26 protein-coding genes are annotated in these 25,837 nt (G+C 34.0%); 5 read left to right on the plus strand and 21 right to left on the minus strand.

The window, feature by feature from the left end; genetic code table 11:
- Window positions 1-157: 157 nt before the first annotated feature.
- Both DWZ69_RS07280 and DWZ69_RS07285 read left to right on the plus strand, forming a co-directional pair.
- On the plus strand, window positions 158-862 hold the full coding sequence (locus tag DWZ69_RS07280) for a response regulator transcription factor (RefSeq protein WP_022165105.1): 705 nt from the start codon (window positions 158-160) through the stop codon (window positions 860-862).
- Window positions 862-2,286, plus strand: coding sequence for a HAMP domain-containing sensor histidine kinase (locus DWZ69_RS07285; RefSeq protein WP_117999951.1), 1,425 nt, complete (start codon window positions 862-864; stop codon window positions 2,284-2,286). Before DWZ69_RS07280 ends, DWZ69_RS07285 begins: the two co-directional genes overlap by 1 nt.
- A gap of 257 nt (window positions 2,287-2,543) precedes the next feature.
- Here the strand turns inward: DWZ69_RS07285 and DWZ69_RS07290 are convergent, their stop codons facing one another.
- Window positions 2,544-3,350 carry a sporulation initiation factor Spo0A C-terminal domain-containing protein gene (locus DWZ69_RS07290; RefSeq protein ID WP_118436554.1) on the minus strand — a complete coding sequence of 269 codons (807 nt, stop codon included), beginning with the start codon at window positions 3,348-3,350 and terminating at the stop codon, window positions 2,544-2,546.
- A 340-nt stretch (window positions 3,351-3,690) separates the two neighbouring features.
- On the opposite strand from DWZ69_RS07290, the gene DWZ69_RS07295 reads away from it, so the two are divergent.
- Both DWZ69_RS07295 and DWZ69_RS07300 read left to right on the plus strand, forming a co-directional pair.
- Window positions 3,691-4,431 carry a helix-turn-helix domain-containing protein gene (locus tag DWZ69_RS07295; protein ID WP_118436555.1) on the plus strand — a complete coding sequence of 247 codons (741 nt, stop codon included), beginning with the start codon at window positions 3,691-3,693 and terminating at the stop codon, window positions 4,429-4,431.
- A 352-nt stretch (window positions 4,432-4,783) separates the two neighbouring features.
- The gene (locus DWZ69_RS07300; RefSeq protein WP_117999954.1) at window positions 4,784-4,957 is read left to right on the plus strand and encodes a 4Fe-4S binding protein; all 174 of its coding nucleotides are present in this window, start codon (window positions 4,784-4,786) and stop codon (window positions 4,955-4,957) included.
- Between the two features lie 120 nt (window positions 4,958-5,077).
- Here DWZ69_RS07300 and DWZ69_RS07305 read toward each other — a convergent pair whose 3' ends face one another.
- The 4 genes from DWZ69_RS07305 to DWZ69_RS07320 form a co-directional block, all read right to left on the minus strand.
- On the minus strand, window positions 5,078-5,782 hold the full coding sequence (locus DWZ69_RS07305; protein ID WP_117999955.1) for a helix-turn-helix domain-containing protein: 705 nt from the start codon (window positions 5,780-5,782) through the stop codon (window positions 5,078-5,080).
- 266 nt (window positions 5,783-6,048) lie between these two features.
- The gene (gene dnaB / locus DWZ69_RS07310) at window positions 6,049-7,392 is read right to left on the minus strand and encodes a replicative DNA helicase (RefSeq protein WP_117999956.1); all 1,344 of its coding nucleotides are present in this window, start codon (window positions 7,390-7,392) and stop codon (window positions 6,049-6,051) included.
- Between the two features lie 71 nt (window positions 7,393-7,463).
- Window positions 7,464-7,910 (minus strand): 50S ribosomal protein L9, encoded by a 447-nt coding sequence (gene rplI, locus DWZ69_RS07315; RefSeq protein ID WP_118436557.1) that lies wholly within the window; start codon window positions 7,908-7,910, stop codon window positions 7,464-7,466.
- Complete coding sequence (locus tag DWZ69_RS07320; protein WP_118436559.1) at window positions 7,910-9,961, minus strand: DHH family phosphoesterase; 2,052 nt, start codon at window positions 9,959-9,961, stop codon at window positions 7,910-7,912. Before DWZ69_RS07320 ends, rplI begins: the two co-directional genes overlap by 1 nt.
- 121 nt (window positions 9,962-10,082) lie before the next feature.
- Here DWZ69_RS07320 and DWZ69_RS07325 point away from each other — a divergent pair, with 121 nt between their 5' ends.
- Entirely contained in the window at window positions 10,083-10,349 is a 267-nt protein-coding gene (locus DWZ69_RS07325) for a hypothetical protein (RefSeq protein ID WP_022165113.1), read from the plus strand.
- On the opposite strand, the gene DWZ69_RS07330 is transcribed toward DWZ69_RS07325, so the two are convergent.
- The 16 genes from DWZ69_RS07330 to DWZ69_RS07400 all read right to left on the minus strand — a co-directional run bounded on the left by DWZ69_RS07330 (window position 10,350) and on the right by DWZ69_RS07400 (window position 25,799).
- Window positions 10,350-10,592: a polya polymerase gene (locus DWZ69_RS07330; protein WP_117999959.1), complete on the minus strand. Its 243-nt coding sequence runs from the start codon at window positions 10,590-10,592 to the stop codon at window positions 10,350-10,352.
- Between the two features lie 123 nt (window positions 10,593-10,715).
- Entirely contained in the window at window positions 10,716-11,168 is a 453-nt protein-coding gene (gene rpiB, locus DWZ69_RS07335; RefSeq protein WP_118000039.1) for a ribose 5-phosphate isomerase B, read from the minus strand.
- A gap of 92 nt (window positions 11,169-11,260) precedes the next feature.
- The gene (locus DWZ69_RS07340; RefSeq protein ID WP_117999960.1) at window positions 11,261-11,998 is read right to left on the minus strand and encodes a DeoR/GlpR family DNA-binding transcription regulator; all 738 of its coding nucleotides are present in this window, start codon (window positions 11,996-11,998) and stop codon (window positions 11,261-11,263) included.
- Window positions 11,999-12,063: 65 nt separating this feature from the next.
- Window positions 12,064-12,963: a ribokinase gene (locus DWZ69_RS07345; RefSeq protein WP_118436561.1), complete on the minus strand. Its 900-nt coding sequence runs from the start codon at window positions 12,961-12,963 to the stop codon at window positions 12,064-12,066.
- A 138-nt stretch (window positions 12,964-13,101) separates the two neighbouring features.
- A complete protein-coding gene (locus DWZ69_RS07350) occupies window positions 13,102-14,076 on the minus strand; it encodes an ABC transporter permease (protein ID WP_117999962.1) in 975 nt (324 codons plus the stop codon).
- Window position 14,077: 1 nt separating this feature from the next.
- Window positions 14,078-15,574, minus strand: a complete 1,497-nt coding sequence (locus DWZ69_RS07355; protein ID WP_117999963.1) for a sugar ABC transporter ATP-binding protein — start codon at window positions 15,572-15,574, stop codon at window positions 14,078-14,080.
- A gap of 78 nt (window positions 15,575-15,652) precedes the next feature.
- Window positions 15,653-16,759, minus strand: coding sequence for a substrate-binding domain-containing protein (locus tag DWZ69_RS07360; RefSeq protein ID WP_022165120.1), 1,107 nt, complete (start codon window positions 16,757-16,759; stop codon window positions 15,653-15,655).
- Window positions 16,760-16,792: 33 nt separating this feature from the next.
- Window positions 16,793-17,713 (minus strand): sugar phosphate isomerase/epimerase family protein, encoded by a 921-nt coding sequence (locus DWZ69_RS07365; protein WP_118436563.1) that lies wholly within the window; start codon window positions 17,711-17,713, stop codon window positions 16,793-16,795.
- 315 nt (window positions 17,714-18,028) lie between these two features.
- On the minus strand, window positions 18,029-18,937 hold the full coding sequence (gene alsK, locus DWZ69_RS07370; protein WP_117999966.1) for an allose kinase: 909 nt from the start codon (window positions 18,935-18,937) through the stop codon (window positions 18,029-18,031).
- 14 nt (window positions 18,938-18,951) lie between these two features.
- Window positions 18,952-19,602, minus strand: a complete 651-nt coding sequence (rpe, locus tag DWZ69_RS07375; RefSeq protein WP_117999967.1) for a ribulose-phosphate 3-epimerase — start codon at window positions 19,600-19,602, stop codon at window positions 18,952-18,954.
- Window positions 19,603-19,814: 212 nt separating this feature from the next.
- Window positions 19,815-20,813 (minus strand): LacI family DNA-binding transcriptional regulator, encoded by a 999-nt coding sequence (locus DWZ69_RS07380; protein ID WP_117999968.1) that lies wholly within the window; start codon window positions 20,811-20,813, stop codon window positions 19,815-19,817.
- 125 nt (window positions 20,814-20,938) lie between these two features.
- Complete coding sequence (locus DWZ69_RS12080) at window positions 20,939-21,100, minus strand: hypothetical protein (protein WP_158573369.1); 162 nt, start codon at window positions 21,098-21,100, stop codon at window positions 20,939-20,941.
- Between the two features lie 156 nt (window positions 21,101-21,256).
- Entirely contained in the window at window positions 21,257-22,558 is a 1,302-nt protein-coding gene (locus tag DWZ69_RS07385) for a leucine-rich repeat domain-containing protein (protein WP_118436565.1), read from the minus strand.
- 272 nt (window positions 22,559-22,830) lie between these two features.
- Entirely contained in the window at window positions 22,831-24,177 is a 1,347-nt protein-coding gene (locus DWZ69_RS07390) for a glucose-6-phosphate isomerase (protein ID WP_117999970.1), read from the minus strand.
- A 124-nt stretch (window positions 24,178-24,301) separates the two neighbouring features.
- The gene (locus DWZ69_RS07395) at window positions 24,302-25,015 is read right to left on the minus strand and encodes a hypothetical protein (RefSeq protein WP_117999971.1); all 714 of its coding nucleotides are present in this window, start codon (window positions 25,013-25,015) and stop codon (window positions 24,302-24,304) included.
- Between the two features lie 91 nt (window positions 25,016-25,106).
- On the minus strand, window positions 25,107-25,799 hold the full coding sequence (locus tag DWZ69_RS07400; protein ID WP_199640866.1) for a 5'-methylthioadenosine/adenosylhomocysteine nucleosidase: 693 nt from the start codon (window positions 25,797-25,799) through the stop codon (window positions 25,107-25,109).
- Window positions 25,800-25,837 lie beyond the last annotated feature (38 nt).

The raw sequence follows: 25,837 nt of genomic DNA on the forward strand, positions 1-25,837 counted from the left end.
ACATTTTATTATAAGTTATTTAACATAAGAATTTTATGATATAATTATTAAAAATCGGCTGAAAAATTTTAATGAACATTATATTTCCATTATCTTTAAAATATAAAAGATACTAGGATTTTAATTTTTCAGTAACCATTAATGGGAGGACAATCAAATGGCAAACAAACAGAAAATATTAATCGTTGATGATGATGCAAACATTGCAAATCTTATTTCTCTTTATTTAACAAAAGAGTGTTTTGATACAAGAACAGAAGAAGACGGTCAGTCAGCACTTAACGCTTTTAAGGAATATAATCCTGACCTTGTACTTCTTGACATTATGCTACCGGGCATTGACGGATACGAAGTATGTAGGGAAATCCGCAAAGAGTCAAAAGTTCCTATTATTATGCTTTCTGCCAAAACCGAAGTTTTTGACAAGGTTTTAGGACTTGAACTTGGTGCTGATGATTATATGATTAAACCTTTTGATTCCAAAGAATTAGTTGCAAGAGTTAAGGCAGTTCTAAGACGTTACACAGCACCGGCTGCAGCTCCAACTCCTAAGTCAGACAAATATGTGGAGTACAAGGATTTAATTATCAACTTATCAAACTACGAAGTTATTTATAAAGGAAAACAGGTTGAAATGACACCAAGAGAAATTGAACTTTTATTCTTCCTGGCTTCATCTCCTAACCAGGTTTTCACTCGTGAACAGTTGCTTGACCATATTTGGGGTTACGAATATGCAGGTGATACACGTACAGTTGACGTCCACATTAAACGTATAAGAGAAAAAATTTCTGACACAGATGAATGGTCTATTGGAACTGTTTGGAGCGTTGGATACAGATTCGAGGTACATAACAAATAATGAGAAATTCTATTTTAACTAAATTTTTTATAGGATATTTTTCCTTTGCTGTACTTGGATTTTTACTTATAACTTATTGGTCAACAAACCTTATTTACAATCATTTGGTTCAGGACGATGCCAAACAGCTTAACAGCTACGCGTCTGTTGTTTCAGATAATATCAAATCTCTTGATATAGAATCTTTGGATGATATTTCAAGTCCTGATAACTACTTTAGTGATTTTAACAGAGTATTGAATTGTAATCTTCTTGTTTTAGATAATAATAAGAAAATGATTTATACTACTGACAAAACTCAGGAATTAAACAACGATGAACATACAATTGTATTTAACGACTTTGATCCAACTGACTATAGCAAAGGTTCCTATAGAATAGGAAAATTATACAATATTTCAAAAACTGACACTTTAAGTGTTGTCCACACACTTGCAAAAGACGATATAACTTACGGGTACGTGGTAGCCCACATGCCTACATCTTATATTAAGGACAGCAGTTACAATATTACTTACATTTTCTATGTAACGTATATTATAATACTGGCTTTGTCTTTAATAGTTTTTCTTAATTTCATGTGGTTTATTTATTTACCTCTTAAACAAATTCGTCTGGCGGCAATGGAATATGCCAAAGGTAATTTTGAATATGAGGGCTTAAAAGTAAATAACGATGATGAAATTGGTGATGTGGCAAGTTCACTTAAATACATGTCTAAGCAGTTAAACAATTCAAGGGAATATCAGAAGAAATTTATTTCAAATATTTCTCACGATTTCCGTTCACCTTTAACATCAATTAAAGGTTATCTGGAAGCAATGATGGATGGAACCATACCACCTGAGGATTATAACAAATATTTATCAATTGTTATTTCCGAAGCAAACCGTTTAGAGAAATTAACAACCGGTCTGCGTAGCTTAAACAATTGGAACAGCACCGGACCTGAACTTTTATACGAAGAGTTCAGTATGGAAAATGTAATTACTTCCACTGTTGAAACTTTTCAGGGAAGTTGCGAAAAGAAGCACATACAGCTTATAATCCAATTTCCAACAAAACATTATAATGTCTATGCTGACAAGGGAAAAATCGAGCAGGTTCTTTATAACCTTTTAGATAACGCCATTAAATTTAGTAATGTGGGTTCGAAAATTATATTAAAAGTTTATAACAAGGGCGAAAAAGTCTACTGTTCTGTTAAAGATTTTGGTATGGGTATTCCTAGCGACAGCATTGATAAAATTTGGCAAAGATTTTATAAAACAGACCTTTCAAGAGGTCGTGATAAAACCGGTTCCGGTATTGGTCTTGCCATTGTTAAAGAAATTATGATGGCTCATGGTGAAAACATTGACGTTATAAGCACCGAAGGTGTTGGAACAGAATTTGTATTTTCACTAAAACGTGCCAAGAAATAGTTATATGAAATAAACAGTTATGTGAAATAAATAGTTATATCAAATAAATAATCATATTCAATGAAACAAGATTCCTGCATTTGGCTGTTATCCCAATCTCTTGTAATTAGATTTTGAGATGAGACGTCCATTAACAGGAATCTTTTTTCATTTTTCCTTAGTTTTATTTAATTTTTGTTTTATATTTTTTTATTTATTTGTTAATTATTTTATTTTTAGTTTTCTTTTTACTTAATCTCATAATTTTTAATACATTTCTATTGATTTTGTATTATGTCCTGGGTAATTTTTGCAATGAATTCCGAATTAGTAGGTCGGTATTTTCCTGAATCAATTATGTATCCATAATTTTCCTTATGGGCCTGATCATTCCAGGCGACCTCTATGGCATGCCTTATTGCTTTTTCAACTCTTTGTGCTGTAGAATGGTGTTTTTTTGCTACATCGGGATATAGAATCTTAGTCACTGCATCCAAAGCTTCCTCATTGTTTACAGCCTCTTTTACAGCAGTTATCATATATCTGTAGCCTTTTAATCTGGTTGGTATACCGACTGCATTAAGTTTTTCTGAAATAACTTTATCAATTTTCTTATTGTCCTCAAAAACACTATAACTTAACCCTTTGGTGTTTTCTTTAGTCATAATTTCAGTTGTTGCAACTGTCCCCTCTTCAATTATTTCATTCATTCGTGTGTATATCTTCTTTACTTTCTTCACAACGATTTTTGTATCATAAGGTTTGGTGAGAACATAATCTACATTTCTGTGAAATGCCTCACAAATTAGCAAATCACTAGTAACTGTAGTTGTCATTATAAGTTTTGTCTTATCCGACACACCATACTCATTAATCTTATCTAACAATGTGTACCCATCGTATATAGGTAAAAGCAAATCAAATATAACGATATTGGGTTCTTCTCTTTTAAAAATTTCAAAAGCATCTTTTCCGTTGTCAGTAGCCCCCACTACTGCAATTTCTAAATCTTTTTCAAGTTCTTTTGTCAAATGTTGTTTTACAACAGTCTGACTTTCTGCAACCAATACTTTTAACTTCCCCATGTTGCCCCCTTCATTTATAAAACTTTTTCTTTTTGCATTCTTAGTTTTATTTTTTTCAACAATATTCGTTAAAAATATTCCTGTTTTTCATTTTGCAGGCATTTATCAATTGCCCTACAATCTCCTTTTTTGTACTTTACTTTTTGAATCTCCCCCCTTCGTTAAGTTTACAATAATATATTGCAAGTTAATTTTTGCAGATATTTAAACAAAATATTGCAATTTAAAATCTGCATTTTTATAATAGCTGTATCAGGAAAAAATTGAAAGTTATTGTTTTACACCAAATCTTTGCTCTAATCAATTACCCGGTGCAATTCATTATCTTTATGAGAGGGGTATGAAAATGAATATTGAAGCTAATAACAAATACGCTGAACAAAATCTTTTAAAATCAAACATTATAAAAAACATTAATAAAATACTTAATACTAGCAAATGGTCAATTAGGAAACTTTCTGATTTTTCGGGGCTCCCCTATGAATCTGTGAAGAAACTTCTTTCCGGCAAAATAAAAAATCCAACTATTTATACTTTATACAAAATCAGTCAGGCTCTGGGATGTGGCATGGATTATCTTATTGGCTACGATATTGGTTGCAGTATACCTGCTGGTGAATTGCCTCCAAGAGCTTTTACTCTTCTTCAGGAAATTGTCCGTTTTGAACATTCAATTCAGCAAAATAATCAAACTAACGGTGTAATGGAAATCCCCGTATTTGTTCCTACAGGATTAGTCAAAGATGGCATGATTTACGATAGTGTTTACACTGAAACCATTAATGCCTATGCATACTCAGACATTTGCAATAATATAATTATGTGTGGAATAAAAATATTAGGCAACAATCTTACCCCTACATATCTTGATGGTGATACTCTACTTATTGCTAGAGACCGTTTTCCTGTCCCCGGAGAAGTTGGTATATTCTTAAAAGGGAAAGCTGTTTATATTAGAAGATATGAAATGGGACAACCTATGCGTCTGGTTCCTATTACTAATTGTGGGGATACACTTTTGATAAACAACATTGACGATATACATTTTTTCGGAAGAGTAATCACTGTTATTAGGACCTAAACTTATATTATCAAAACATAAAATCAGCGCATTATTAGAACATAATTGTTGCAATTTATCAGAACATAAATTCGGTAAATTATCTGAACATAAACTCTGTAAATATAAATATAGGGAAATTACTAACTTTGTCACAAATCTTTTATAAAATTTGATATTTTCATCACTTTTTGCAGTATTTCACACTAATAAACGGTTATTTTAATACACATAATTTCCAATTTTGTTAGGAAGATTTTCTATATGTTTTTATATATTTTTCTAAATTTGTTAATAATTAAATTGTTGCAATCTATCAGTAATTGTATTATTATATGAATATAAATTTTATAATTTAAAGGAGGCTTTCATAATGGCTTACAAGATTAATGATGGATGCATCGGTTGTGGTGCATGCGCAGGCGCTTGCCCAGTTGGCGCTATTAGCGAAGGTGACGGAGCATTCGTTATCGATGCTAGTGCATGTATCGAATGTGGAGCTTGTACAGGATCATGTCCTACAGGTTCAATCGAATTAGATGCTTAATTAGAGATAGCAAAAGGAGACACCCCAAGGTTGTCTCCTTTTCTATTGCACATTATTCATTATTTAATTCTGCTAATAACCAACTTCTACATCTGTCCCATAGAGTTACTTAATAGTTACCTACTGAGCCGGTGCTTTCTTTCCGATTTTCAAATCTCCCTTTTTCTTCTCTGCTGCCAGCTTTTTCTGTTTTTCCTGTTTAAGTCTTTGTTCTTCTTTTTTAGTTTTCTTCAGTAGAAGTTTTTCAGCTTTAAGTTGTCGTCTTTTTTCTCTTCTTGAAAGTTTTTGTTTGGAACGCATTGCCATATCTAACTTTTTATAGCGTTCTTCCTCTCTTTCGTCCTGAGTCCGCATTAGATAATTCATTTCTTTTAAAACTTTTTCGCTTACGTTTCCACTTACTTCCTTGCCTAATTCTCCGGCACTCTTCTTTAACGCCTTAGAAACAACCTTATCCATTATTGCCTGAAACTGTTCCATCTTGCTTTCGCTACTCTCAATTGTCTCAACCTTCATCTGCTCTTTAAGCACCGGTGCACTAACTGCTGTAGCTGTTAAAGCCATGTTATTTCTGCAATTATTGTTTTTTCCTTCTTTTGTATCAGGGTCCGTCAGCATCATTTTAATTGTTCTAAGTCCATAGCCCTGATTTTTTAAGTCACGCACATTCTTCAACAAATTAATATGATTGTCGGTGTAATATCGATGCCCCATTTCATTTCTTGGTATAACTATATTAAGTTCTTCCTCCCAGTATCTTAAAACATGAGATTCTACTCCCAGCATCCTTGATGCATCTGAAATCATGTATCTCTTTTCCCCCATTTTAACCTCCTAAACCTGCCCCTTTACAGGGTTTGAAATTCATACTAATTTCTTAACACCACAATTATAAGTCCATTATATTCCCCTATCAATAAAAATAGCACTGCAAAAAATGTAACCTTTTGCGGAGGTGTCGAAGAAGATATATTTATATACTTGAGTATACAAAAAACCTTTGAGACAAATTTAAAATCTGTTTCAAAGGTTTTCTACATATTAGCATTATCTATTAAAAATACTTTATATCTTCTTAGGCATACAACGATTTAAATCTGATCACCAGGTTGTTCTGCATCTTCGAATTTTGTAAACTGTGGTAACCATACCAATTCAACTTCACCTACAGGGCCGTTTCTCTGTTTAGCTACGTTAAGAATAATTCTGTTTCTGTCTTCTTCTTTTTTCTCCTTGTCGTAATATCTTGACATAAGCATTACAACGTCGGCATCCTGCTCGATAGAACCGGATTCACGAAGATCCGCCATAATAGGCTTTCTGTCTTCTCTTGTTTCAGATGCACGGTTAAGCTGTGAAAGCGCAATTACCGGAACATTTAGCTCTCTGGCAATACCCTTTAATGTTCTTGATATTTCTGCAATTTCCTGTTCACGGCTTCCGTGAGGTGTGTTGGTTGTCATCAACTGTAAATAGTCTACAATAACCAACTGAATATCTTTTTCCAGTTTAAACTTTCTACACTTTGATCTCATTTCACCGATACTTATACCCGGAGTATCATCAATAATAATTCCTGAGTTACCAATAACATTGGCTGATTCTACTATATTTTCCCATTCGCTGTCACTTAAATCACCAATACGGATTTTCTGTGAACTAACCATTGAGTTCTGTGAAATCACACGGTTTATAAGCTGTTCGCTTGACATTTCCAAGCTGAATATTGCCACCGGAATGTTATGTTTAACTGCAATTGTTTCTGTTAAGTTGAGTACGAAAGCTGTTTTACCAACAGAAGGTCTGGCGGCTATAAGAATCAAATCTGAAGGCTGGAGACCTGACAACTGCTTGTCAAGCTTGGCAAATCCCGTTTCCAAACCTGTAATAGAACCTTTCGTCTGAGCTGCCTGTTCAATCTTGTCAAAAACATTTAAAACAATCTGTCTTACAGGAACATAATCTCCTGTATTACCTGTTTGAATCAAGTCAAAAATACTTTTCTCTGTTTCTTCAAGAATTGCCTCTAAAGGCTTGTTGCCTGCATAACATGTATTAGCAATACTCTCATTTGCCCTTATAAGATTTCTCATTACTGACTTTTCATATACAATATCCGCATACTGCTTTATGTTTGCAGATGTTGGAACCATATCTAAAATATTTCTAATAAAATCAATACTAATAACTTCTGAAGGAACGTCCATTTCTTCCAGTTTTGTTTTGATTGTAACCAGGTCACCCTCACGTCCTTCGTTATACAATTCAACCATTGCCTTAAACAATGAACCGTACTGTTTATTATAAAAATCCGCATCTGATAATTTTTCCATTGCAACTGTTATTGCTTCCTGGTCCATCATCATTGAGCCAATAACAGCCTGCTCCGCCTCGTTGCTATGAGGCATTATTCTTTTTACTACTGCTTCGTCCATAGTGCATCTCCATTCATAGTAAAATTATCGCAATACATCCTTAGACATATTGCGATTCTCTTAATTACTAATTATTTTGCTTCAACTTTTACTGCTAACTTTCCAACTACATCCTTGTGTAACTTAATGTTTACATTGTAAGTTCCAAGCGACTTAATTGCGTCAGGAATGACAATCTTCTTCTTATCAATGTCCATTCCCAGCTGTTTCTTTGCTTCTAAAGCTATTTCTTTACTTGAAATTGAACCAAATACCTTGCCTTCAACTCCAGCCTGTATCTTAACAGTAATTGATTTGTCTTCTAAGTCCTTTGCCAAAGCCTGAGCAGCTTCTAATTTTTCTTTGGCAACTTTAGCTGCATTCTGCTGTTGAAGCTTTAAGTCATTTAAATTCTTTCCTGTTGCTTCTAAACCTAAATTCTTCTTTAATATAAAGTTTCTGGCATATCCATCATTTACATTTACTATCTCACCTTTTTTTCCAAGTGACTTTACGTCTTCTAATAAAATAACTTTCATTACATGTCTCCTTCTTCAATTCTTCTACTGATTGCGTTTTTAATCATCTGTGTTACTTCTCCTAAAGATGCGTCTTTAACCTGAGCTCCTGCCAGATTCATGTGACCGCCACCTCCAAACTCTTCCATAAGCACCTGAACATTAATTTTATCTAACGATCTTGCACTTATGTATATTAAATCATTGTATGGTGTACATACGAATGATGCTTTTACATTCTTAATGTTTAACAATTCATTAGCTGCCTGAGCACCTACAACTGTTGGTGATGAAACATTCTTTGCCGTACATACAGAAATTGCATAACAGTCCTTGTAAATTTCTGTATTCTGTACTGCTGTAGCTTTTGCCTTATAGTCATTAATATCATCTCTGAACATTCGTCTGACTCTTGTTATATCAGCACCATTTTTCTTAAGATATGCTGCTGCCTCAAAAGTTCTTACACCTGTTCTGTTAGTGAAGTTGTTTGTATCCACCATAATACCACCATAAAGTGCTTCGGCTTCCATTTTGTTAATCTTAACTGTTTCTGGTATGTATTGCATAATCTCTACAACCATTTCACATGTAGAAGATGATGCAAGTTCTATATATGACAACTGTGCGTTATCTATTACGTCTTCTGATTGTCTATGGTGATCAAAAACAACCAGGCACTGTGCTCTTCTGACTAATTCAGGATATTCTGTATAAGCAGCTCTGTTACAGTCAACAACTATTAAGGCGTCATTTTTTCCTATTTTGGAAACTGCTTCGCTACCTGAAATAAACATGTCTTCAGCATAAATATCTGACTCATGGAACATTTGAGCTATCGGTATTACGCTACCTGAAATATCTTCTATTACAATGTGGGCTTTTTTACCAATTGTCTGAGCTATTCTATAAAATCCTATGGAAGCACCAAATGAATCGTTATCTCCAATATGGTGTCCCATTATAAATATTGTTTCTTTTGTTTCAATTAAATCTCTAAATGCTGTAGCTTTTACTCTTGATTTTACTTTTGTGTTTTTTTCTACTGACTTGGACTTTCCACCATAATAATATACTTTGTTGCCTTCTTTTAGCACTGCCTGGTCACCACCACGTCCCAGTGCCATGTCAATGGCTGCTCTTGCGATCTCATAATTTGCCACTAAACCATTGCCACCTACACCTATACCAATACTAAGTGTAATTGGAAGTCCATTTCCAATATTTACTGTTTTTACTTCATCTAATATTGCAAACTTATTTGTCTGCATCTTGCTAACAAATTTTGTTTTAAACATGACGAAATATTTATCATTTTCAAGCTTTCGTACAATTCCGTCATACTGTGTGAAATACTTATTTATTTTTCTATCTATTAACGCTACAAGCAATGTTCTTCTTGTTGGATCGATACTATTAAGAACTTCATCATAGTTATCAATATAAATATGACCTGTTACTAATTTTTCCTCTTTGTTCTCTTTAGCTAACTGGTGAATCAATGTCTCGTCAAACATATACATGGAAATTAACGCCCCATCACCACCAATCAATGGCACTAAAGCACTTTCTACGTTTTCCTCATTCATTGAGAATAATTTGAGAATTACCTTATACACTTTATTCTCGTGTTTAACTTCAAATTCGCTTCTGCCCTCTTCATCAAATGAAAAGTCCTCTGCGGTTATTCCTTCAAAAACAGATGCAATAGGCTTATTTCTAATATTTTTTTCACATATTTTATCCATTTCATTATTAGTCCACATTACCTTGCCGCTTTCATCTAAAAGGCAATACGGAACTTCCATGTCACGTATCATTTTTCTTTGAACCTGACTGTACTCCGCCCCAAAATCAACAAGATTTCTCATAATATTAGGCTTAAACAATAAATACACCGTAGCAGATATACATAAATATAAAACTGCTGCAAATGTCATTAACACACCTGTCTTTATACTTATTGTAAACCCTAATGCTGCCATTACAAGCCAAATAAAATTCAAGTATAATGGCCATCTAATATATTGTGGTAAATTTCCTTTAGCTTTTAATTTCTTCTCGTCCACCATTTTTCTTCCTTTCAAAAAGGTATAAAAACCTAGTATCGTTTTAATTATACCATATTTTATCTTTACAGTTAATATATTTTCCTTTAAAATCAAAGAAGTTATTTGTGAAGGAGAGATTTTTATGTTCAGAGTTTGGGGTAGAACCTTTAAAAGCAACAAAATGCTACAAAGCACTACAATTGAATTAGATATAGACGACACAAGAACCCATAAGATTTTCAAGGCTCTTGAGATGATTTGCGACGAATTTGATTTAAGCAATCCTATATGGCTTGAATCTAATATTAAGGAGTTCAAAAAAATTGCCCGCACAAGATTTTATGCGGACAGTTTTGTTGAATCTATTGATTTTGATTATCTGGATTTCTATGTAATCGAAGAGGACTAATTACATTGGTCCTCTCATAAGGAAATCCATAATTTTCTTTGAATCTTCTAATTCGTGAGCTACTATTTCCATTTCAGGAATCTGTGCTGATGATGAGAAAATTGTTGAAAGTGAAACAAGCTGACATAACTTTGATTTAAGGTTAAGTCTGTCCCCGTCATCTGTGATAAGTTCAACCTTTCCCTGACAACTGTCTATTACTTTTAAAAATTCTTCCGGATTATCGATATTCTTAATCTTCATAATTGTGTTTCCTTTCCTTATTAATTTAATATTTATTTTAATTTAATATTTAACATCACGTTAAACATTAAATTATTATCATAAAATGCAAACTTAATTATAATTTTTATATTATAAATTTGTCTATTTATTTTTCTGCTTTTCTTCTATTTCTTTTAGCATGTCAATTCTAACCTGATGTCTTCCACCTTCATATTCTGCTTCAAGCCACTGGTCTACTATCATTTTGGCAAGTTCAATACCTACAACCCTTGCTCCAAAAGCAATTATGTTTGTATTATTGTGCTGTTTTGATAATTTTGCACTATATGGTTCACTACATACACATGCTCTTATTCCATTAACCTTGTTTGCAGAAAGTGAAATTCCAACTCCTGTTCCACAAATTAAAACACCACAGTCAACTTCACCTGCAACAATAGCATTTGCCACAGCTTCCCCATATTCAGGATAGTTACATCTTTCAGTTGAATCTGTGCCGAAATTAACAACTTCATGGCCTTTTTCTTCAAGGTATGCCTTAATTTCATTCTTCATTTCTACTGCAACATGATCATTTCCAATTCCAATTTTCATTTTTCTACCTCTCATAATTTTCATATTTTAGTCTAGAAAATATTAAGAAATATCTCCTTTAAAAATTAATATGTTATACAGTAAATAACCTGTTATACAATAATATATTCTTCTGCACCCTTTACAACGTCCGTTACTTCATTGCATATTATTGTTGCCTGATTTAAATCAAGCACTTTACATAATGTACTTTTCCCCGACTTGCTACTATCTGCTAAAATATAAGCTTTCTTGGCATTTTTACATACAATTCGCTTTTTTTCAGCTTCCAACAAATCCGGTGTATTATATCCAGCCTCAAGTGAAAAACCTGACATTCCAACAAATGCCTTATCAAAATAGTAACTCTTTAAGAAATTGTTTGTTGTAATTCCTCTAATTGATGCTGTTGCTATATTAATCTCTCCGCCGGCAATAATACATTTAATGTTAGGACTTTGTAGTTCAGAATATATTAATGCGTTCGTTGTCACTACTGTTATATTCTTATCTCTTAAATATTTCATCATATCTAAAGCAGTGCTTCCTGAATCAATATATATAGAATCACCATCTTCAACTAATTCTGCTGCTGCTTTAGCTATTCTATCTTTTTCACTGACATTTTTCATTTTCTTTGACATAACAGGGATTTCATAGCTGTCTCTTTTTAAACAAGCACCACCGCCTCTTAATAAAGTAATCTCACCTTCACGTTCCATTGTTTTAAGATCTCTTCTAACTGTGGATTCAGACACCCCACCTAAGGCATCGCAAAGCTCATCTAAAGATACAACCTCATTTTCCTCTAATAATTGTGCTATCTGCAATCTTCTCTCATAAGGTATCATATCTTTTTTCCTCCTGCTCTCTATAATATCCTTTCGCCAATAAAAATGTCAATAATAATCGGTGTTTACATAACTTCTTCTAATGTTGGCATAGATGGCTGTGCTCCATATCTGCATACAGTTACTGCACTGCACTTTGTTGCAAATCTGCAAGCCTCTGTTAATGTTAATCCTTCAACAATAGAATGACTTACTGCCCCAATATATGAATCTCCGGCTCCGGTTGTTTCAACTGCATCCACTTTCTTTGCCGGAATCACTTCGATTTTACCATTTTCATATACTACAGCCCCAAGTGATCCTAATGTGATAATCACGTTATTATTGTATTTTTCGGCTAATTTCTTTATTTCTTCTTTTGCTTTTTCTAATGAGTCAATATTTTCCTTACAGTAAAATGATGCCTCTACCTCATTTACTACAAGTATATCTACTTTTGCAAGATATTCGTCCGGTAACTCAATTGCAGGTGCTGCATTTAACACAACTATACATCCTGCTTCTTTTGCTTTGTCAATTCCATATTCTATCATTGGCACAGGAATTTCGTTTTGTAAAATACAAACCTTTGACTCCTTTAATGCCGGCATGGCTTTATCTATGTCTTCTTTTGTAATCTGGAAATTTGCACCTCGTACAATGCTGGCGTGAACGCTTCCATCTTCTAACGCATGTATAATTCCCATTCCACTGCTGCCTTCAACTTTTCTAATATATCTTGTATCAACTCCGTACTGTTTTGCTGTACAAATCAAAAAGTCTGCTGATGCATCAGTTCCAACACACCCTACCATATATGTAGGAGTTTTCAGTTTTGCTGCCTGCACTGCCTGATTTGCGCCTTTTCCACCGGCACTAAATGTTGAATCTTCTACTGCCATTGTTTCACCTTTATAAGGTAATCTGTCTACTTTTAAGATAACATCATAATTTAAACTGCCTATTACAGTAATTTTATTTTTCACTTTCTTACCTCCTGTCATCTGCTAAAAAAGAAAGGCGCAAAGTTTAAATCCTTGCGCCTTTTTATAATTCAAATGCTTTGAAAATATATTAGTGCCGCAATACTGTGTGCTATTTGCGGTTTTAATTGTAGTTTAAAACTAAGCTGTCTTTTTATGTCTTGAAACAAATCCTTTAATATCCTGCTGAATAAATTCGAAGTATGAAGCTACGATGATGATAATACCAGTTACTACGAACTGCCAGAAAGAATCAACGTTGATTACTACCATACCTACTTTTAATACTGCAAGCATTAATGCTCCGAAGAATGTACCAAGTGCTGTACCTTTACCACCTGCCATTCTTGTTCCACCAATAGCTGCTGCTGCGATAGCATTTGTTTCATATGCCTGACCTGCTGTTGCTTCAGCTGAGCCTAAACTTGCTAACATAATCATACCTGCAATTGCTGCACAAATTCCACAGAAAATGTATGCTACATATTTTGTTTTGATTACGTTTACACCTGAAAGTTTAGCAGCTTCTTCGTTACCACCGATTGCATATAAATAATCACCACTTCTCATCTTTGATAAGATAATATGTGCAATTACGAATACTACTACCATTACTACAATGTAACTTCTAACACCGGCAAACAATTCACCGTTGAAAATATTTCTGTATGATTCAGGAACATTTGTTACTGGAACACCGCCTGTTACTACATAAGCAATACCTCTGTATAAACTCATTGTACCAAGTGTAGCAATGAAAGGCTGTAATTTTAATTTGTTAATTAAGAATCCATTGAATGCTCCAAGTACTGCACCAATTAAAATACCAACTATAATTGCTAAGATTGGATTCATTCCATAAGTTACTGTACAAGATGCAACTACGATACCGGTAATAGCGTATGTACAACCAACTGAAAGATCGATACCGCCGGTAATAATTGTGAACATCATACCTACAGCAAGAATACCATTTAATACCATCTGCTGTAAAACTGTTATAAAGTTACTATAATTTAAAAAGTTTTTATTTAGTGCTGTAAATACTACACACATAGCGATTGTAGCTATAAGAACTACGAATTCTCGCTTATACTTATTCCAAATATTTTTCATTTTATTTACCTCCAATTGCTAAATCAAGAATTGAATCTTCGTCAAAATCAACTTCATTTGTTAACTCAGCAGTTACTTTACCTTCGCTCATAACGATAATTCTGTCACTAATTCCCATTGCTTCCGGCAATTCAGAAGATACCACTATGATGCTCTTTCCTGCTTCTACAAGTTCCTCCATAAGTCTGTAAATTTCAGCTTTTGCACCTACATCTACACCTTTTGTTGGTTCGTCAAAAATGATTATATCTACATCTGTAGACATCCATCTTGCTAAAATAACTTTCTGCTGGTTACCACCTGACATATTACTTGTCAGATAATCAACACGTCTTGGATGTACATCCATTTCCTCAAAAAACTTCTCTGCGTTTTTGACTTTCTTTTTCGTGTCTGTAAATGGTCCTGTCATATATTTCTCTAAACTGGAAATAGCTATGTTTTCATAATTGTTTGATAGATTCATAAATCCCTGTGTTTTTCTATCTTCCGGTAATAAACCTATTCCGGCTCTCAAAGCCTTTGTAGTATTCCAGCCGCTCTTTACCTCTTTGCCTTTTAAAACAATCTTTCCTGAAGTTCTCTGGTCAGCTCCAATGATTGTTCTCATTACCTCTGTTCTTCCTGCTCCTACCAAGCCGAAGAAACCAAGGATTTCACCTTTATGAAGTTCAAAACTTACGTCTTGATAATTTTCGTTTGTTAAATGTTCTACACTTAAAACAACCTCGTCTGTTCGTGGACTTGGTTTTGTTCTTGAAGCCACTGCTGCTACATCTCTACCTACCATTGCATGAATTAATTCTTCTCTGGTAGTATTTTTAATGTCCATTGTCTGGATATATTCCCCATCTCTTAAAATGGAAGCTCTATCACAAATTTGGAAAATTTCTTCCAATCTATGGCTTACATATAAAATAGTTACGCCCTGTTTCTTTAGTTTTCTTACTACATCAAACAAAGCCTCTGTTTCTTTCATTGTAATTGATGCTGTTGGCTCATCAAGAGAGATAATTGTTGAATGATGGTACAATGCTCTTGCAATTGCCAACATCTGCATTTCACCTGCTGTCAATGTACTTACTAAATCTGATGATTTAAAGTTACAATTTAATTCTGCCAGTATTTCATCAACTTCTCTATTCATTTTCTTGAAGTCTATAAAGACTCCTTTTTTAGGTTCATAACCCATTGTTACATTTTGACCAACAGTAAGATCTTTTACTACTAAAGTTTCCTGATGAACTTTAGATATTTTGCCATTTACAATAGCATCATTTGTGTCTTTAAAGCTTACTTTCTCTCCATGAAGCTTTACTTCGCCTTCATATTCCGGATAAACCCCATGTAATATATTTAATAGTGTGGATTTTCCTGCACCATTTTCACCTAATAATGCGTGAACCTCTCCTTCCTCTACAGAAAAAGATATATCTTTAAGGACGTGTACTCCTGGAAAGCGTTTGTTAATATTAACAAATTCAACAGCCTTCGCCATAATAGTTCCTCCTTTTTATAGATGGGAGAAAGCAGTGCCTTCTCCCATTGTAAAATTACCTTTTATTTTCAAGTTAAATTATTTTGCAACATATGTTGGATCTTTCCATCCAATGATCTGAGCTGCATCTTCGTTTACATTTGATGAATCAATAAGTGCCTGTGGAGTATGTACTACTCTTGGGATATCCTGTCCATCTAAAATTCTTAATGTTACTTCTGTAGCAACCTGTGACATATAGTATCCAAATGAATCTACTGTTGCATCAAGCTTTCCGGCTTTGATTGAATCATAAGCTTCACCAATACCATCAACACCTACTACTAAAATGTCAGCCTTAGCTTCTTCTACAGCTTCAACTACACCTAAAGCCATATCATCATTGTTACAGAAGATTGCCTTTAAGTCAGGTTTCTGCTGAATCCATGTGCTTGCTAATTCTTTAGCTTTCTGACGATCCCAGTCAGCGTTCTGTTCTGCTACTACATTAAGTCCTGACTTGTTGTCTTTAATCCAACCCTTGAATCCTGCTGTTCTTTCACGAGCTGCGAAAGCTTTTGCCATACCTACAACGATAGCAACATCACCCTTGTCACCAAGTTTCTTTGAAACCCATTCAGCTGCTAATTCACCATTCTGGTATGCATCAGGTCCTACAAAGTAATCTGCTGCTGAAATTAATCCATCGTTTACGTTTACTGTAGGGATTTTTTTGTTCTTAGCATTATCTACTGATGATGTTAAGTTTGAATCTGAGATTGGGCTTAACATTAATGCACTGTATCCCTGGTTTACAAGGTTATCTGTCATTGTCTGCTGTCCGATTTCATCACCTTCATCTGTTGTTCCATCTACTTTTACTGTTATATCAACTCCGGCTTTCTTAATAACCTTTGCTGACTGTTCATAACCATTCTTAAAGTTACGCCAAAATTCATTTGAGAATGATTTTGCGATGGCACCTAACTTTAAGTCACTTGCAACCTTAACTTCTTCTCCGTTGTCCTTACGGATATCTTCGATTGTCTTGCTGTCTTCAATCTTATCTGGGTTGAAGTCCTCTGTTGCCTGTGTTTCATTGTTCGCTTTTGTTGTTTTGTCTGAACTCTGTGATGAGCTACCGCAGCCAACTAATCCGAACACCATTGTTGCTGCTAATGCTACTGCTAAAATTTTCTTTCTCATTTGCATTTTCTCCTTTTTCTTTTATAAAATTTCTTATTTTAACATGTCCAGTACAAGGCGATGAGCCTCAACACCGTCACGTTTAGATACAACTTCTGCGATTCTGTCCATTCCAATTTCATCAATTATTTTTGAAATCTTTTCGAAAGAATCAATGTTTGCCTGAGTTTCTTCTTTGGCATTTTCTCTAATTGGGAATGTGTCAAAGAACACAACTCCCTGATAATTATATTTCTTTAAGTAGTAAATGAACTCCGCCGCATGTGCTATATTTACTGATCCAAAAATCATTCCGCTATCCATTTGTGAATATCCGTCATTCATATGTAATCCGTATAGCTTACCCATACTTGCGGCTATTGCCAGACCGTATGCCGGGCTGTCTCTCTTCATCAGCATATGGCAAAAATCTAATGTACATCCAACATTCGGTCTGTCAATTTCCTTTATAAGGAGGAGAGTCATTCCTGTACTATCTATCATTGAAAAGTTTCTTGGTTCAAATGGTTTGTATTCAATGCTTATCTTTAAATCAGGTGCATAATCAGCAACTTCTCTAAAAGCATCTATTAACTGATTCCACGCTTCCTCGTAATCAAGTTGGAATGCATAATCAAAACCATCATTTTCCATCCAAAGGGTGATATATGTTCCGCCAAGCTCTCTACAAATATCAGCGGCTTCTTTGCAATATTGAATTGCCTTTGTTCTTAATTCTTCATCTGGATTAGTGAAGTCACCATTTGTAAAATAATTTCTCCATCTAACTGCAAGACCATTTACCTTCAAGTCTCCAATTGCTTTCTTTATTTCTTCTAAATCATATCCTGCGAAATGTTCTGGATAGTTAAATTCTAAATGTGTAATTCCATCCATTTCGTGGTATGCCTTAATTGCATCAAAGACATTTTGACCTTTTAATATAAACGAGTTAAATCTTCCTGCGTAGTTCATAATACCTTCCTTTCTGTGTTTTTGTTTGCATTTATTTTCATTTTATTTCAAATGTTTTCATCTGTTGTCATAATTGTATAATTCTTTTCATTTTCTGTCAATACTTTTCATTATTTTTCACGTTTTTCACAGTTTTGGAAACGCATTTTTGTGCATTTTGTACATTTATCCCCAATAAAAACGTTACATTTTCCGTCAAATCTTCTGTTTTCTTATTGTAGCAGAATAAAAAAGTGTCGTTTTCTTTCACATTATTTCAAATACATGAATTTATTGTGAAAGAAAACGACACTTTTTTACTATTTTACATCAGTATTAAATTTCTACTAATTTCTTGGCATATATAATAGCACCCTTTACACCATTGTCCACTTTATCCTCAGAATACTGTACCTTCAAAGTTTCCGCAGGATATGGTTTTCTCATGTGAACGTAAAGTCTCTCCTCTAAATAGTCCTTTGGGAATCCTTTCATATTAATTACCCCTCCACCAAAAATTACAGAATGAGGATTTAATATATTGATTTCTGCTGCTGCAACACATGCAACATTGTCAACGAACTCCTTTAAAATAATATCATTGCTTTTCTTAACAAATAAATCGTTCATGTCTATTTCAGGAAAATACTCGTTTTTAAGTTCTACTAATTTCCATCCTGAGGCATAGCATTCTGAGCATCCAATATTTCCACAACCACATCTGTCATGGCTGCCTACCATAGGAATATGGCCCAGTTCTCCTGCTACGCCGTCTCTCCCTACAAGAGGTTCACCATTAATAAATATGGCATTTCCAACACCTGTGCCAATATAAATTCCAACACCTATTCCCTGATCATCTAACTTCTTGTCGAATTTGTCCCAATAATAGAGCATGTTTACATCTCTATCCAATGTCACCTTTATTCCTAGTTTTTTTTCTAATTCTTCTCCAAGAAACAAATGGTCCATGCCCTTAATATTAGGTACCTGAAGAATTTCTTTTCTATCAGCACTAAGAGCTGCAGGAATGCCAATAACTATCTGCAAAATCTCCAGTCCTACGCAATTTCTGCTAATATAATCTTCCAACACTTCTGCCAGACTTTCAGAAATATTTCCATCCTTGAAAGTCTCCTTGCTGGAGATTCTCTCAAAATCAGCAAGTTCACCTGCTTCGTCTGTATGACCGATTCTAATATTTGTTCCACCTATATCTATTCCTATAACACAATTCTTTCCCATGAATATCTCCTTTATTACAAAGCTCTTAATTCTTTAATTAACTCTTTATATGATTTATCCTTTCCAAACAGTGAAGACGTTCCAAGAATAAATCCTTTTACTCCAATCTTTGATAAAGTCTCAACTCTCTCAGGAGAACATGCCCCATCAAGCATAACTTCGTATCCATACTTTTCTTTCATTTCTACTAGCTGCTCTATCTTCTCATCTACCGCATGAATATACTTCTGACCGGCGAATCCCGGATTAACACTCATTACCATTACATAATCTACAAATGGTAATAAAGGTTTGATTGTTTCTACAGCAGTTCCCGGATTAATCGCAATACCCGGCTTAGCACCTGCATCTTTAATTGTCTGAAGTGTTCTTGTTGGATGAACATCTGCTTCAGGGTGAATATAAATAATATCAATTCCAAGCTTTGCGAATTTTTCTACATAGTTACCCGGATTCTCAATCATAAGATGAGCGTCAACAGGAATTGTTGATTTCTTACGGATAAATTCCACGTCCTGTAACCCCATTCCAAAGTTTGGAACAAACTGGCCATCCATAATATCAATGTGGAAAATATCTACTCCTGCATCAATTAAATCCTGAACCTCTTTTTCTAAGTTACCATAGTTAGCACACATCATTGATGGGCATAATAATTTTTCCATTGTAATACCTTCCTTTCATTTTTGTAATTTAATCTCCGTTTTTTGATGTAAACGTTTACATCAATGTGCAATTAAAAGAAACTACTTTTGCAGTTCCTTTATTTTCTTTCAGTTTATACTGTAATATATTTTCTGTCAACGATAAATTTTATAAGTTTTTTCACCATTGTTTTTGTGATTTAGTGATTACATTTTGTTTTTAATGTTTAGCTTTACTTTGCCTCTGTTGTTTCTCTTTTAATAATCTCCACCGGTAATACTGTTTTTTTATCTAATATTTCTTTTTCATCAATTAATTTTTCTAAATTGTTTACTGCCATTTCTACCATTTCATCAACAGGCTGGCGCACTGTTGAAATTGTTTTGGTTGATATAAGAGCGACTTCACTATCATCATATCCGAATACTTTAACTTCCTGTGGCACTTTTATATTTAATTCTTTTAATGCTTTCATTGCTCCTATAGCTATTATGTCAGTTGTTGCAAACACTCCATCTATGGTAGGATTTTCTTTAAAATATTTCTTAGTTTGTTCATAACCATCTTCCATGGATATAGAGCCGGCATAAACCAAATGTGACTCAAGTCCTGCTTCTTCAATTGCCTTTAGATAACCTAAATAACGTTTCTTGTGAGTAGATACGTTATGCTCAGGACTTAAGCAAAGTATATTTTTACAACCTTTTTCAAGCATTTCTTTAGTAGCCTGATATCCACCTGACACATTATCGCTTTCAACAACCACAACATCATCATTTTTTATATACATTGGTTCTCTATCAATGTAAACAGTAGGCATGGGAACAGCCTTTTCCCTTTTTCTTGTAGAAGACACAATGTGAATTATCCCGCCTACCTGCTGTGCCTGTAGCATGTCCAAACACTGGTTTTCTAATTTGTAATCCTCATTAGTATTGCAAATAATAGTTGCGTAACCTTTCTCAAAAAAAAGCATCTGCACTTTCTGCGCAATTCTGCTAAAAAATTCATTAGCAATATCAGGAACAACAATCCCTATTACTGTAGATTTTCTGGTTCTAAAGCCCTTTGCCAAAAGGTTAGGAACATAATTGTTTTCTTCCATAACCTTCAATATTTTCTTTTCAGTATCTTTTGCCACTTTTCCGTTTTTGTTAATTACTCTTGATACAGTTGCAATAGATACCCCTGCCATTCTGGCAATATCTTTGATTGATAAATTGTTGCTCATGATTATTTCCTTTTCAAATTTTGAGTATAAATATTTTAAAAGTAAGTACGGGCGAAGTAATATCTTTTTGGTCTGTAATCATTATAAAATAACTAAATTTACTTATCAACCATAGAACTTCAAGCTTAGTTAAAATTGCTTCCGTAAACGGATCTTGCGTCTAAATAATTGTTCCATTTTGTATAAATCTTCTTGCCCTGCTTTTTGTATGCTCTAATTTTCATTTTTGTGCTGAAGTATTTATATTCCTTATTCATATCTATTTCTGTAAGGGATTGACAACCCATAAATGCCTTTTTTTCATATTTTCTTTACTATATTTTTCATTTTTTCCTCCACTGTTTTTCATATTAGAATTTTTTTACGCATGCTAAGCTTATATTACAAAGCCCTCAGAAATTAATTTTACATAATTTCCAAGGGCTTTGCATTATTTTATTATTTTATTTTGTTAAAACAATCTTTTCGCTCCACTTACCATAAGACTTTTTATTTTTCTTTACAATCTTGTATGGTCTTACTGAAATATAAGCAGGCTTTCCTTCAATCTTTGATGTATAGTTATCTATATCATAGCTGAAGCTAACGTTGTATTTTTTCTTGAACACCTTAGGGGCTTTAACCTTAATGCTTGTTTTTGTTGTAAAATACTTATATGTCTTGCCACCTTTCTTAATCTGAACCTGATAGCCCTTGGCACCTGTTAATTTTGCAAACTTAGCATTAATTTTATTCTTTTTGAAAGTTGCACTTGTCATTACTGTTTTTGCACTCTTTAATGACTTTGTAGAAGTCAATATTACTTTCTGGTTAAATGCCTTTGGACTCATTGCTACACTGCTCTTTAATGTAACTTTCTTTAAATCTGTTCCCATAAATGCGCATCTGCCAATCTTCTTTAACTTTGAGTTTGTAGTTAATTTTGATACTGGGTTTTCTGCAAATGCATATGGTTCAATAGTTTTTACATTCTTGCCTAATTTTACTTCTTCAATTCCCTGATTATAAAAAGCTGCTGATTTAATTGTTACTGCAGTATCAGGAATTGTCACTTTGTTGCTATCTGAAATGTGGTAGTAAACTGTTTTACCGTCAGATGATACTAAACACCCATTTGCGATTCTGCATCTGTTATTATCCTTAGTAATTGTAACTGATAAATAATCTCTGTCCTGTACTTCTGCTAATGCAAGACCTAATGTTTCGGCACTTCCTTTTAACTGAACTTCCTGTACTCCATAACCTAATGCCCCATACTGGAAATTATTCATATCTCCTTCTACTACAACTTTTCCTACACCATAAAAAGCATCTGTCTCAACTGTTCTAACTGTTTTTGGAATTGTAATTGATTTTAAATCGTTAAATGCGTTACCCTTAATTGTTGTTACTGTATCTGATATTTCAACGCTGCCAACGCCATTGAATTTTGCAAAAGCGTCTTCACCAATTACTGTAATTCCATTTCCTATTACAATTTTGTCAACAGTGCCTAAATACGAATACTTAGTGCCATTCCACATAGCACCTGTTCCACTAATCGTTAATGTTCGAGTTGCTTTATCGTAGCTATAAATGGCATTGTCACCACAACGCCCTTCAATTTTCTGACTAGGTGCTGTAGTTGTAACTTCCACTGCCTTTACTACTCCTGTTGTTAATTCTAATGGCATTACTGTTGGAACTGCTAATGTTAATGCCAAAGTTGTTGCTGTTAATACTGATAAAAATTTTGATTTTCTCATCTTAATCTCCTCCTGTTTTCTCTTTGATTTATTTTGTTTGATATATATAGAACGAAGGCTTTTCAAAAAATATTGCATCAACTTTAAATATTTTTCATAGGGATTTTTTTTATAAAAAAAGAACCCGATTACAAAGGCGTCTCTTCCTTCATAATCAAGTCCTTTTTATTATTTAGAAATATATGTGTCGAAGTCTATATTGAGTGGTATTCTCCGGGTGACTTCTTCCCATATTTATTTTTGTTAAAATCTTTGAACCATTAAATTTATGATTACAATCTTGATTTTAATTCTGCTGTTAAATCTTCATAACCAGGTTTTCCAAGAAGTGCAAACATGTTCTTCTTGTAGCTTTCAACACCTGGCTGGTTAAATGGATTTACACCAAGGATATAACCACTTACACCACATGCAAATTCGTACATGTATAATAGCTCTCCAAGATAGAATTCGTTCTGTTCCGGAATGTTTACAATAAGGTTTGGAACATTACCGTCTGTATGAGCAAGAATTGTACCGTTCATGGCACTCTTGTTTACGAAATCCATATCTTTTCCTGCTAAGTAGTTAAGTCCGTCAAGGTCTTCAGGATCTTCATCAATAACTAATGATACTTTTGACTTTTCAACATTTAAAACTGTCTCAAACATAATTCTTGAACCGTCCTGAATGAACTGTCCCATTGAGTGAAGATCTGTTGTCAAGTCAACTGCTGCTGGGAAAATACCTCTCTGGTCTTTTCCTTCGCTTTCGCCAAATAACTGTTTCCACCATTCACCAAAGTAATGTAAACTTGGTTCATAGTTTGCAGTAATTTCTACTGCCTTACCCTTTCTAAGGAGGATATTTCTGATTGCTGCATATTTCATTGCATCATTATCTTCAAAAGCATTTTCTAATGCAGCCTTTCTTCCACTTGCTGCACCTTCCATAAGCTTGTCAATATCTGCTCCACTTACTGCGATTGGAAGAAGTCCAACTGCTGTAAGAACTGAGAAACGTCCACCTACATCATCAGGAACTACGAAGCTTTCATAACCTTCTGCTGTTGCAAGTCCTTTAAGGGCTCCCTTTGCCTTATCTGTTGTAGCGTAAATTCTCTTTGCTGCTTCTTCTTTTCCATATTTCTTTTCAAGCATTTCCTTAAATACTCTAAAAGCAATTGCAGGTTCTGTTGTTGTACCTGATTTTGAAATAATGTTTACTGAGAAATCTCTATCTCCAATTACATCGATTAATCCCTGTAAGTATGCCGGGCTAATGCTGTTTCCTGCGTAATAGATTTCAGGTGTCTTTCTAATTTCCTTTGATACATTGTTGTAGAAACCATGTCTTAAGAAATCAATAGCTGCTCTGGCACCTAAGTATGAACCACCAATACCAATAACAACAAGAACTTCTGAATCTCCCTGAATCTTCTTTGCTGCCTTCTTAATTCTGTCAAATTCATCCTTATCATAGTCAACCGGTAAATCAATCCATCCTAAAAAGTCATTACCTGCCCCTGTTTTTTCAACTAAAACTTTCTTTGCATCTTCTGCGATTTTCTTCATGCTTGTTACTTCATCTTCTGAAATAAATGAAGTAGCTTTAGAATAATCAAATGTTACTTTAGACATATCTTTTTCCTCCGTTTAAACTTAAAACAAAACTCAACTTTTATTATACTTTTTTGAAACGATTTTTTCAACCCTGTATTTTATGGTATTTTTCACTAAAAAGTCCCCTATCTTTTATGTTTTTTTACCTAAGAAACTCTCCAATAACCTGGTCTAAAACTTCCTCTTCTCTTGCCTGCTCTTCTTTTTCAGATGTTTTCTGAGAGTAGGCAATATCAGGTTTAATATTTTCATTTTCAGGTATTTCATTAGCCACTTTGTTTTCAATCGTTTGACTCTGGTTAAATCGTCTGCCATTGCCTTCTTCCAAAGCCTCAGCCAAAACATATGTTAATTCCATTTTTCTATCACTGCAGGCAAGTGTCCTATTAACCATTTCCAAACTAATTGCCACAAAACTGCCTATAATCAAATATTGAACCCATGTAATTTCATTAGGACGTTCTAAGTACACCTCATAAGATACAATTGAATACACTGCCATAATAATTAGCGTACAATAGTTAATTATATTATTTACCCTGTTTATGGAAATATACATTATTCTGCATCTGTTCAAACTCTTTTGCACAAATCCTATAGGATTTTCCATGTTGTGATTTACCTGTCTTAAACTATCATATTTAGTTTTAATCTGTCTTAAAGTTGCGTTGTTGGTTTTGTTTATATTGCCTGCCTTTCTTATAAGCTTATTGTAATTATGTAAAACAAGCCATTTTGTGACAACTCCTAACGCAAAAAAACTCCCTACAATAAGTAGAAAGTTTTCCTGATTTACTATCTTTGGTATTGTTGTTTCAGCCCAGTTTTCCAACTGACTTATGTAATAGTCAAACATTTATTTTCCCCCTTACTGAAAATTAATTTCTTTTCAGTAAATGGTAGCACAAACTTAACCTTGTTGCACTAAAAATCGTTCGACATATTTTCTAATAATTTTTAATAATTTTGTACATTAATTCAATTGAATTTTCTGCGGCTTTTTTCTCAAATGTTGGATAATCCATTTCTGCACCGCCATCTGCTTTGTCTGAAATAGCTCTTATTACCAAAAATGGAATGTTGTTTAAGTATGCTGCATGGGCAATTGATGCCCCTTCCATTTCCGCACAGTCGCCGCCAAACTGGTCACGGAGATATTTTTTCTTTTCTGCAGTTCCGATAAACTGGTCACCTGAAACTACCTTCCCTTCAAATATTTTCACATCCAATTCAGCTTCTTTTGCAGATTTCTTGGCAACCTCCATAAGTCTCTTGTCAGCTTTAAACACTGAAGTTTCCATGTCAGGAATTACGCTTTTTTCATATCCAAGTGGTGTAACGTCCATATCATGTTCTAAGGCTTCAGTTGAAATTACAATATCACAAATATTAATATCATTATTAAGGGAACCTGCCACACCTGTGTTAATTACCCCATCAACCTGAAAATCATCCGCTAATATCTGTGTGCAGATTGCTGCATTTACTTTTCCAATACCGCTTTTTACAACTACAACGTCTTTTCCAAAAATGTTACCCATGCAGAATTCCATTCCTGCCTTCTTTGTTACTTTCAAATTATTAATGGCTGACTTTAAAGTTGCCACCTCCACTTCCATTGCTCCAATTATACCAAGCATGTTTATCCTCCTAAAATTCTTTCATTTAAAGCTAACAA

The sequence above is a fragment of the Eubacterium sp. AF34-35BH genome (genome assembly GCF_003477765.1).
Lineage (GTDB): Bacteria > Bacillota > Clostridia > Lachnospirales > Lachnospiraceae > Eubacterium_G.

What these genes read in the sequence shown, in the direction of transcription:
- DWZ69_RS07280 (WP_022165105.1), top strand. Translation starts at nt 158, where the DNA reads ATGGCAAACAAACAGAAAATATTAATCGTTGATGATGATGCAAACATT.
- DWZ69_RS07285 (WP_117999951.1), top strand. Translation starts at nt 862, where the DNA reads ATGAGAAATTCTATTTTAACTAAATTTTTTATAGGATATTTTTCCTTT.
- DWZ69_RS07290 (WP_118436554.1), bottom strand. Translation starts at nt 3,350, where the DNA reads ATGGGGAAGTTAAAAGTATTGGTTGCAGAAAGTCAGACTGTTGTAAAA.
- DWZ69_RS07295 (WP_118436555.1), top strand. Translation starts at nt 3,691, where the DNA reads ATGAAAATGAATATTGAAGCTAATAACAAATACGCTGAACAAAATCTT.
- DWZ69_RS07300 (WP_117999954.1), top strand. Translation starts at nt 4,784, where the DNA reads ATGGCTTACAAGATTAATGATGGATGCATCGGTTGTGGTGCATGCGCA.
- DWZ69_RS07305 (WP_117999955.1), bottom strand. Translation starts at nt 5,782, where the DNA reads ATGGGGGAAAAGAGATACATGATTTCAGATGCATCAAGGATGCTGGGA.
- dnaB (WP_117999956.1), bottom strand. Translation starts at nt 7,392, where the DNA reads ATGGACGAAGCAGTAGTAAAAAGAATAATGCCTCATAGCAACGAGGCG.
- rplI (WP_118436557.1), bottom strand. Translation starts at nt 7,910, where the DNA reads ATGAAAGTTATTTTATTAGAAGACGTAAAGTCACTTGGAAAAAAAGGT.
- DWZ69_RS07320 (WP_118436559.1), bottom strand. Translation starts at nt 9,961, where the DNA reads ATGGTGGACGAGAAGAAATTAAAAGCTAAAGGAAATTTACCACAATAT.
- DWZ69_RS07325 (WP_022165113.1), top strand. Translation starts at nt 10,083, where the DNA reads ATGTTCAGAGTTTGGGGTAGAACCTTTAAAAGCAACAAAATGCTACAA.
- DWZ69_RS07330 (WP_117999959.1), bottom strand. Translation starts at nt 10,592, where the DNA reads ATGAAGATTAAGAATATCGATAATCCGGAAGAATTTTTAAAAGTAATA.
- rpiB (WP_118000039.1), bottom strand. Translation starts at nt 11,168, where the DNA reads ATGAAAATTGGAATTGGAAATGATCATGTTGCAGTAGAAATGAAGAAT.
- DWZ69_RS07340 (WP_117999960.1), bottom strand. Translation starts at nt 11,998, where the DNA reads ATGATACCTTATGAGAGAAGATTGCAGATAGCACAATTATTAGAGGAA.
- DWZ69_RS07350 (WP_117999962.1), bottom strand. Translation starts at nt 14,076, where the DNA reads ATGAAAAATATTTGGAATAAGTATAAGCGAGAATTCGTAGTTCTTATA.
- DWZ69_RS07355 (WP_117999963.1), bottom strand. Translation starts at nt 15,574, where the DNA reads ATGGCGAAGGCTGTTGAATTTGTTAATATTAACAAACGCTTTCCAGGA.
- DWZ69_RS07360 (WP_022165120.1), bottom strand. Translation starts at nt 16,759, where the DNA reads ATGAGAAAGAAAATTTTAGCAGTAGCATTAGCAGCAACAATGGTGTTC.
- DWZ69_RS07365 (WP_118436563.1), bottom strand. Translation starts at nt 17,713, where the DNA reads ATGAACTACGCAGGAAGATTTAACTCGTTTATATTAAAAGGTCAAAAT.
- alsK (WP_117999966.1), bottom strand. Translation starts at nt 18,937, where the DNA reads ATGGGAAAGAATTGTGTTATAGGAATAGATATAGGTGGAACAAATATT.
- rpe (WP_117999967.1), bottom strand. Translation starts at nt 19,602, where the DNA reads ATGGAAAAATTATTATGCCCATCAATGATGTGTGCTAACTATGGTAAC.
- DWZ69_RS07380 (WP_117999968.1), bottom strand. Translation starts at nt 20,813, where the DNA reads ATGAGCAACAATTTATCAATCAAAGATATTGCCAGAATGGCAGGGGTA.
- DWZ69_RS12080 (WP_158573369.1), bottom strand. Translation starts at nt 21,100, where the DNA reads ATGGGTTGTCAATCCCTTACAGAAATAGATATGAATAAGGAATATAAA.
- DWZ69_RS07385 (WP_118436565.1), bottom strand. Translation starts at nt 22,558, where the DNA reads ATGAGAAAATCAAAATTTTTATCAGTATTAACAGCAACAACTTTGGCA.
- DWZ69_RS07390 (WP_117999970.1), bottom strand. Translation starts at nt 24,177, where the DNA reads ATGTCTAAAGTAACATTTGATTATTCTAAAGCTACTTCATTTATTTCA.
- DWZ69_RS07395 (WP_117999971.1), bottom strand. Translation starts at nt 25,015, where the DNA reads ATGTTTGACTATTACATAAGTCAGTTGGAAAACTGGGCTGAAACAACA.
- DWZ69_RS07400 (WP_199640866.1), bottom strand. Translation starts at nt 25,799, where the DNA reads ATGCTTGGTATAATTGGAGCAATGGAAGTGGAGGTGGCAACTTTAAAG.